The sequence below is a fragment of the Myxacorys chilensis genome (assembly GCF_059505265.1).
On record NZ_JCACKG010000140.1, the window covers coordinates 1 to 7406 of the forward strand.

Sequence of the window (7406 nt, forward strand, 5' to 3'; positions counted from 1 at the left end):
TTACGGACAAGGAAGAGCCACCGCCTAGCCATGGCGCCACACCCATGCCGCCGACGGAACTTCAGGACGTCATTGTCACTTGTGCCGGTTCCGCGCCCCGACGTGCGCGGATCATATGTCGTCCGAAGGCGCGCGAGCACCGAAAGACCCCGTTCACACTTAGGTCCATTATACGGAGCCAGTCCGCAGCGCTCGCGTCCTCGGACCGAATGCCGCTCTGCCCGATTCCGGCATTGTTGACGAGGATCGACGCGGCCGTCCCCTGCCCCGCCACGTCATCCGCGATCTCCTCCATCCGATCCGAGCGGGTGACGTCACCGGCCAAGCCCCGTGCCGCGAAGCCCAGGCCTGCCAAGTGACTGGCCGGGTCCTGAGCCACCGTCTCGTCTGGCTCCACGATGACCAGGCGCGCCCGCCTCGCCGAGCGCCTCGGCGCAGGTCGGACCGATCCCGCGGTCTCCCCCAATGATCACGGTTACCTCGCCATCCACCCTGAAGCGTTTCTGGTACATGCTAGCTTCCACGCCTGGACCAGGAGGTCATTCGTCGGACACGGGCGTCAGCGTCATGTTGTCAGGGTCCTCGGACCAGGTAGCGGAAGCGTCTCCGGGCGCAAGGGTTCCGCGGCCAGGGGTACAACGGCCGGCCAGTCCGGCCCTGAAGCGGTCCCGCCCCAATTTACGTCGTCGAGATCAGGTTTCCCGCGCAGGACGCGGCCATGTCCTCGGGACCTTCCGCAGCGAGGTGAGCCGGATCCAAGGGACCCGGCATCGCGAGGGAAGGGAAGCTGGCCTAGCGTCAGACTCTCCCGTCAGGCGCGGCCATCTCGACCCTTGGCTAGTCAGGTTCAGGCCGACGATCGGTCTAGGAGATGGGCCAAGCGCGCGCGGTGTGCCGCCAGGTTCTCCTCCGAGTCGGCGAGCGACTTCCGGGCGATCTCCGTCAGTTCTCCCGACGGCGGAAGGCGGGCCAGGATGTCGAGCTGGTGTGCCACGTGCTCCTCGCCTTCGCGGATGTGACGCTCAGCCATCTCGATTTCAGTCTCGCCGAGCCCAGGCATCTGCAGTCTCCCCAGCACTTCCGTGGAACGAATATACTGATCGGGGCGGCGAAGATTAAGCGCCGCTGCGCCCTGGTCAGCAAGGAACGGAACGGCTCGTTGGTGCGGCGCCCACCCAGCGCCAGACCGGAGCGAGCCACGCCAGGCTCGGTTTCGCCTTTCATGGCCGAAGGCCCCCACGGTCCCCGCCATGGCCCATCCCTGGGCCTCGGGTTTTCTCCGTCGATGTCATTCAGGTGGTCGAGTACGCAGCCCTTCCGCGGTTTCCATCGGGGATGCCGACCGGCCACCCGGCGTGAGGTTTGCGGCCTTCGCCCACCGCAGCGCCTCCTCGAGCCTGTCGTCGCCCCAGAAGAGCTCACCTTCGACCACGAAGGACGGGGCGCCGAAGATGTTGAGGCGTCAGGCCTCATCCGTGGCCGCCAGGAGCCTCTCCTGCCCTTCGGTCCCGTCAGCGCGGGCCAGCACGGTCGCAGGGTCCTGCCCTGCCTCTGCGATGCTGCGGCCCAGGTTAGGCTCGCTGCCGGCCGGCAGTCCCTCCTCGAACCATTGCCGATAGCTGGCCCTCACGTAGGCTTCGCACCAGCCCTCACCCTCTCCGATGACCGCAACTCGGTTGGCCCGTCCCAGATCGGCCAGCGCATAAGGGGGCGGCAGCCGCGGCGCGTGCCCGTGGAGCTCGGCCCGGCGCGCCACGTCACGCTAAAGGTAGGCGGCCTTGACCGGCTCATTGGCGAAGGGAATGTTGTCCATCTCCCGCATGATGGCGCGGACGTTGAAGGGTCGCCATCGGAAGCAGACGCCGAGCTGCTGCTGGACCGACGGGAGGCGCATCAACGATAGGTAGGTGTAGGTGCTACCGATCGAGAACCAGAAGTCGATGTCGCTCATCGTCGCTGACCTCGTGCGGGTCCTAGGGTTCCTCCGCAGTCTCGATGGCTGCCAAGCCCCGCCCGGAGCGTAGCACGGGACCGAGCGAGGCACCTAGTCCGACTGGGCGCCGACCCGGCAGACAAGATGCGTGCCCGGCCGCGACTCGTCTCGTTCTCGGCCGAGGCCTTGCTCCACCCATCAGACTCTGCGCTCGCCGCATGGCGGACTTGCAGTCCGCCCAGCTTATTGGCCGGCGGCGTAGCACATATCTCTCGTTCAGCACGATGGGCAGGAGCCCGTCTCCTTGGAGTGCTGAAGATGCTTATGCGCATGTCGTCCCTCTCCCGCGATATCCTGAATGCCTTGGACCTCGTCTTCCGCGCGAGCCGAGCAGCCGGCGCCATGGAGCGTGGCAGGATGCCGGATGCCCGAGATCTGGACAGGTTGGGCATCGAAGCGGCTTCCTTCGCTGCCATTCACCGCGCCTGACCAAGGAGTACGGTGGGAGCATCGTCTCCCGCGGTGGCCGTCTGGCTCGACCGCCTGTGGTGGTCCTTCCGTCTACGGAGCGGCAATGGCGCAGATCTCTTCAGTGACCTTCTCGAGTAAGGCGTTCCGGCTCAGGTGCCAGTCCTCCACGTGACGCTGCTTGACGATGTGTCGGCCCCGCATGGGCGTGGCAAGTAGCGAACTCTCGTCGTTGAACCTGACAAGACGGTGGACCCTCATGCCGTCCACCGCCACAGTCCCCGCCCGACTGCGGACGGCACAATCCAGCCCGCCAATCCGTCCACAGTATCAGCGAGACCCCGACACAGTCGCCAGAGGCTTGGTGCCCGCCGGTATGGCGGCAGCGTCTTCCTTGCGTCAGGGTCATGCGGAGCCCTGATGGGCTCCCTGTCTTCTAAGGTAGATCGCTTGCCGTCATTGGCCGGCGGGTTCTTCCTCTGTCGTTGGGCCAGTGCCCTCGTCCGCACCTCCGACGGCATCGTCGGCACCTTCCACCACTTCCTCTGCATGGATCGCTTCACGACCGTAGCGGAGCTCGTGGTAGCCCTCATAGATCATCTCGAGCGACACGTAGAGGATCACCAGAAGGCCCACATAGGCGATCCAACGGAAGCGGTGGATGATGCGGGCGATGAAGGTGGAGGCAAGGCCCATCAGCGCAATGGAGAGCACCAGGCCGATGATGAGCACCGAGGGGTGCCCGTGAGCGGCGCCCGCCACGGCGAGCACGTTGTCGAGCGACATGGACACGTCGGCGATGATGATCTGTACCGCTGCCTGGGCAAAGGACTTGCGCGGCACGCCACCCGCGACGCTGCCGTCGGCGTTCAGGTCGCGGCCTTCCAGCGCCTCCTCGGCCGCCTGCTCCTCGGCCGCGTGGCCCGCGCGCAGTTCGCGCCACATCTTCCAGCAGACCCACAGGAGAAGAATGCCGCCCGCAAGCAGGAGCCCGGTGATGGCCAGGAGCGTGGTGGTGATGAGCGCAAAGATGATGCGCAGTACAGTGGCCGCAATGATGCCGACGAGGATGGCGCGATTCCTCTGCTCCTTTGGCAATCCCGCCGCCGCCAAGCCAATGACGATGGCATTGTCGCCCGCCAGCACGAGGTCGATCATGATGACCTGAAGTAGGGCGGAGAGAGCCTCGCCGGTGAAGATTTCCATGAGCTTCCTCTTGAGTGTTCAGCCGTCGCCTTGAACAGGGCCGAAGGTGGGCAGGTACGAGGTTGCGGAGCAGCCTTCCGCGATCAGGCCCGGGTCATGTCCGATTTTGACAAGCAAGAAAAGGCCTGCATCCGTCATCATGAGCTCATTTCCTGAGCATCCGCAGAACGAGCGGCGCGCCGAGGATGATCAAGACGATTCGCGCGATGTGGTGGGGGACGACGAAGCCCAGCTCGGCCCCTGCGACGATCGCGAGGATGGTCATCTCGGCCTGACCGCCCGGAGCGAAGGCCAGGAAGGCCTCCATGGGCGGGGCCAGGCCCAGGAGCACCACCGCCTCGGCGACGGCGCCCGCCAGAATCGCGAGCATCAGCATGAACAGGACGCTGAACCCGACGGTGCGCCTGAGTTCGCGCCAGGTCACGCCGACATAGTGGACGCCGATCCCGATGCCGATCAGGAACTGAGCCGCCTGGAGCGCCTCCCGAGGGGGGCGGGTGTGGATCAGCCCAAGGAGCGACAGGGCCAAGGTCAGGATCAGGGGACCGAGGATGGAGGCCCCAAACAGGCCGAGCCTCTCGCCCAACCGCCAGCCTATTAGGGCGGCGGCGGCCATAAGCGCCATCTCGGGGAGTGGCAGGCCGGCGGCCGCCTCGCCCAGAGGCCGGTCGAGCCGGGTGCCGTAGATCGACGAGAGCAGGATCGGCGCCAGGGTGACGATGACAGCCACTCGGGTGGCATGGATGAGGCTCAGGGTGCGGACGTCCCCACCGGCGTCCTTGCCGAAGAGGACCATGTCGGTGGCGCCTCCCGGCATGGCGGCAAAGAAGGAGGTGACCGGATCGAAGCCGCAGACCCGCCGGAAGAACGGCACGCCGACAAGGCCGATCAGCGCGACGTACAATGGCACGATGGCCAGCGACAGCCCCATCGAAGGCAGCTGCGCCAGCAGCGCGGGCGTGACGGAGGCCCCGATCGCGACGCCGAGTACGGTGCGCGCGAGGTTCGTGGCAACCCCGTGCCCCTGTAGCGGCGCGCCAAGGAGCGCGGCCGCCAAGCAGGCCAGCATCGGCCCGAAGAGGAATGGGAGCGGCAGGCCGGCCGAGAGGGCAACCGCCAGACCGGCGAATGCGACGGCCAGCGTCAGAACGCGGCGAAGCCAGCGGGCACTCAGAGTCACAGACCTCGCCCCAGATGAGAAGGCGCGCTGGGGTTCGAGCGGGACGACCCCAACGCGCAACTCCTCAGTCCTCGTCCTTGCCCATCTTTGCCAGCCCTTTGAACACAAAGGGCAGGAGGAGGGCGATCACGGCGAGCCCGATCAGGATCGCGGAGCTCGGATGTTGAAAGAGCACCATTGGGTCGCCCTGGCTGATCTGAAGCGCCCGGCGGAGCTGGCTGTCGGCAGTCGGGCCGAGGATCAGCCCGACGATGGCCGGGGCGATGGGATAGCCGTACTGCCGCATCAGGAAGCCCATGATCCCGAACCCGATCAGGAGCAGGAGCTCGACCACCGAGGGGTTGGCCGCGATGGTGCCCATCGCCGCGAAAACCAGGATGCCCGCATAGAGCCATGGCAGCGGAATCTCGAGGAGCTTCACCCAAAGGCCCACGAGCGGCAGATTGAGCACCAGGAGCATGACATTGGCGATGAACAGGCTCGCCACCAGCGCCCAGACGAGATCGGCGTGTTGGGCGAAGAGCAGTGGACCGGGCTGGATGTTGTATTGCTGGAACCCGGCCAGCATCACGGCGGCCGTCGCCGATGTCGGCAGGCCGAGCGTGAGGAGCGGGACCAGCGTGCCGGCCGCAGAGGCGTTGTTGGCGGCCTCGGGCCCGGCCACGCCCTCGATGGCGCCGGTGCCGAACTCCTCGGGGCGTCGGGAGAGCTTCTGCTCGATGTTGTAGCTGAGGAAGGTCGGCACCTCCGCCCCTCCTGCCGGAAGCGCCCCGATGGGGAAGCCGATCAGCGTTCCCCGAACCCAGGGCATGAAGGACCGCCTCCAGTCGTCGCGCGTCATCCAAAGGGAGCCTTTCACCGGGATGGGCTTCTCGGGGCTGAACAGGTGCCGTGAAGCGACCGACAGAGTCTCGCCGATGGCGAACAGCCCGACGGCCAGCGTCGTCACCTCCACCCCGTCGAGCAGTTGGGGCACCCCGAAGGTCAGGCGGGCCTGCCCGGTGAGCTGGTCAATCCCGATCAGGCCGAGCCAGAGCCCGAAGGCCAGACTCGTGAGACCTTTCAGGGGCGAGTCCCCGAAGGTGGCCGAGACGGTCACGAAGGCCAGCAGCATCAGGCCGAAGTAGTCCCACGGCCCGAACTTCACCGCGACCTTCACGAGGAGCGGCGACAGGTAGGCGAGGCCGATGGTGGCCACCAGCGCCGCGACGAAGGAGCCGATGGCCGCTGTAGCAAGTGCCGGCCCGCCCCGGCCCGCGCGGGCCATCTTGTTGCCCTCGAGCGCTGTCACGACCGGCGCAGCCTCGCCCGGGGGGGTAAGCAGGATAGCCGGGGTCGAGCCGCCGTACATGCCGCCGTAGTAGATGCCCGCGAACATGATGAGGGAGCCGCCGGGGTCCAGCTTGAAGGTCACCGGCAGGAGCAGCGCGACCGTGAGCGCCGGGCCGATGCCCGGCAGCACCCCCACGGCGGTCCCGATGAACACGCCAAGGGCGGCGAAGACGAGGTTGGATAGCGTCAGGGCCGACTGGAAGCCGTCCGCGAGGAGGTACAGGGTTTCCATGCGCCGCCCTCAGAGGAGCCGCTCGAGCGGCCCTTCGGGCAACGCGAGGGTCAGGAGTCCGTGGAAAAGAAGGTAGACGAGGAGCCCCAGCACCGCCCCGATCACGAGGTCCGCGAGCAAGGCCCGGCGACCGAAGGCCCGCGCCGTGAAGGCGAAGAGGAGGGTCGTCCCCAGGATGAACCCGGCCCCCGCCGCGACCGCCGCGACGAGGCTCGCGAGGGCGAGGCCCACCCATCCCACGGCCTTGTAGTCGACCTCGTCGACCGCCATTCCGCGGCCCCAGAATGCCGCGACGAAATGCCCTAGGGCCAGGCCGCAGAGCATCAGGGCAACGAGATACGAGCCGGCGTCCGCCCCCACTCCGTAGTTGGCCGTGATGCGCATCGTGCTAGCGTCCCAGGCGGTCACTGCGGCAACGGCCAGCAGGAGGAGGCCGATGATCAGGTAAGGCCGGCTGGTCGGCCGGGTGGTGGACATGGACTGGACCTCCTCCCTGGGTGCGGAGCGGACGGCGCCGCTCCGCACGCGTCCTCTCGGATCAGCCTTGCCCGGCCAGGCCAAGGGCCTGGAGGATGCCGCCGACCCGTTCGGTCTCGGTGGCCAGGAAGGCCGCGAACTCATCGGCCGGCAGGTGGTAGTCGGTCCAGCCACGGGCGGTCAGGATCTCCTGCCACTCGGGCGAGGCGACCATCTGCTCGAATGCGGTCGAGAGCCGCGCCTCGTCCTCCTCCGAGATGTCGGGCCCCGCGAAGACGCCACGCCAGTTCACCAGCTCCACGTCAACGCCCTGGTCCTTGAGCGGCTGCGCCTCGATGCCTTCGATGGGCTCGGGATAGGAAATGGCCAGGGCGCGCAGGTCGCCCGACTCGATCTGGGACTGCCATTCGCCGTAGCCCGAGATCCCCGCGCTCACCTGCCCGCCCAGCATGGCGGCAAGGGCCTCGCCGCCGCCTGAGTAGGCGATGTAGTTCACCTGCGCCGGGTCCGCGCCCGCGGCCTCGGTGATGAGGGCGGCCAGCATGTGATCCGCGCCGCCCGCCGAGCCGCCGGCCCAA

The 7406-nt window shown here is 67.4% G+C and carries 9 protein-coding genes; all 9 read right to left on the reverse strand.

What is annotated here, in order from left to right:
* Positions 1-61: 61 nt before the first annotated feature.
* The gene (locus tag AC5JLB_RS10450; protein ID WP_495873771.1) at positions 62-466 is read right to left on the reverse strand and encodes an SDR family NAD(P)-dependent oxidoreductase; all 405 of its coding nucleotides are present in this window, start codon (positions 464-466) and stop codon (positions 62-64) included.
* Between the two features lie 381 nt (positions 467-847).
* Complete coding sequence (locus AC5JLB_RS10455) at positions 848-1060, reverse strand: hypothetical protein (RefSeq protein ID WP_495873772.1); 213 nt, start codon at positions 1058-1060, stop codon at positions 848-850.
* A 702-nt stretch (positions 1061-1762) separates the two neighbouring features.
* Complete coding sequence (locus AC5JLB_RS10460; RefSeq protein WP_495873773.1) at positions 1763-1951, reverse strand: DsbA family protein; 189 nt, start codon at positions 1949-1951, stop codon at positions 1763-1765.
* Positions 1952-2522: 571 nt separating this feature from the next.
* Entirely contained in the window at positions 2523-2810 is a 288-nt protein-coding gene (locus AC5JLB_RS10465) for a hypothetical protein (protein WP_495873774.1), read from the reverse strand.
* Positions 2811-2857: 47 nt separating this feature from the next.
* Positions 2858-3607 carry a TerC family protein gene (locus AC5JLB_RS10470; protein WP_495873775.1) on the reverse strand — a complete coding sequence of 250 codons (750 nt, stop codon included), beginning with the start codon at positions 3605-3607 and terminating at the stop codon, positions 2858-2860.
* Positions 3608-3752: 145 nt separating this feature from the next.
* Entirely contained in the window at positions 3753-4787 is a 1035-nt protein-coding gene (locus tag AC5JLB_RS10475; RefSeq protein ID WP_495873776.1) for an AbrB family transcriptional regulator, read from the reverse strand.
* Positions 4788-4851: 64 nt separating this feature from the next.
* Complete coding sequence (locus AC5JLB_RS10480; protein WP_495873777.1) at positions 4852-6351, reverse strand: tripartite tricarboxylate transporter permease; 1500 nt, start codon at positions 6349-6351, stop codon at positions 4852-4854.
* A 9-nt stretch (positions 6352-6360) separates the two neighbouring features.
* Positions 6361-6828, reverse strand: a complete 468-nt coding sequence (locus tag AC5JLB_RS10485) for a tripartite tricarboxylate transporter TctB family protein (RefSeq protein WP_495873778.1) — start codon at positions 6826-6828, stop codon at positions 6361-6363.
* 61 nt (positions 6829-6889) lie between these two features.
* On the reverse strand, positions 6890-7406 hold a 517-nt coding region (locus tag AC5JLB_RS10490; protein ID WP_495873779.1), incomplete at its 5' end, for a Bug family tripartite tricarboxylate transporter substrate binding protein.